The sequence below is a fragment of the Acinetobacter sp. 22512 genome (assembly GCF_052044755.1).
Lineage (GTDB): Bacteria > Pseudomonadota > Gammaproteobacteria > Pseudomonadales > Moraxellaceae > Acinetobacter > Acinetobacter pittii.
Genome location: NZ_JBQENP010000051.1, coordinates 1 through 405 on the forward strand (window position 1 = coordinate 1; position 405 = coordinate 405).

The 405-nt window shown below is 71.6% G+C and carries 1 protein-coding gene; it reads right to left on the reverse strand.

Annotation, left to right across the window (positions count from 1 at the left end; genetic code table 11):
- Window positions 1-405: pseudouridine synthase (locus ACTJJG_RS19045; protein ID WP_440609002.1), on the reverse strand; the 405-nt coding region annotated here is incomplete at both ends.

The following is a 405-nucleotide window of genomic DNA, read 5'->3' on the forward strand; positions in this document are numbered from 1 at the left end:
GGTCTGTGCGGGCTGCGGCGCCGTGCCTTCGGGCGCCTCGTCCGGCACCAGCGCATGGTCCACCTCCACGGCGTGGGGCGGCCACCCGCGGACCATGGCCACATAGCGCTTGCACACCTCGGCCGACATCCACGCCTGCCCCAGCAGCGAGGCGGCTTCCGGGTCCAGCGCCATCAGCAACACACCCGACGTGCCCTTGTCCAGCCGATGCACGGGCCAGACGGGCTGCCCGATCTGGTCTCGCAGGGCCTGCAGCACCACCCTGTGTTCGCCGGCGTCCAGCCCGGTGCGGTGCACCAGCCAGCCTGGCGGCTTGTGCAGTGCGATCAGCCGGTCATCGCGCCACAGCACCGGCAAGGGGGCGATCGTCGTCATGCCGAAGAGCGCGGCAGCCAATGCTGCTCG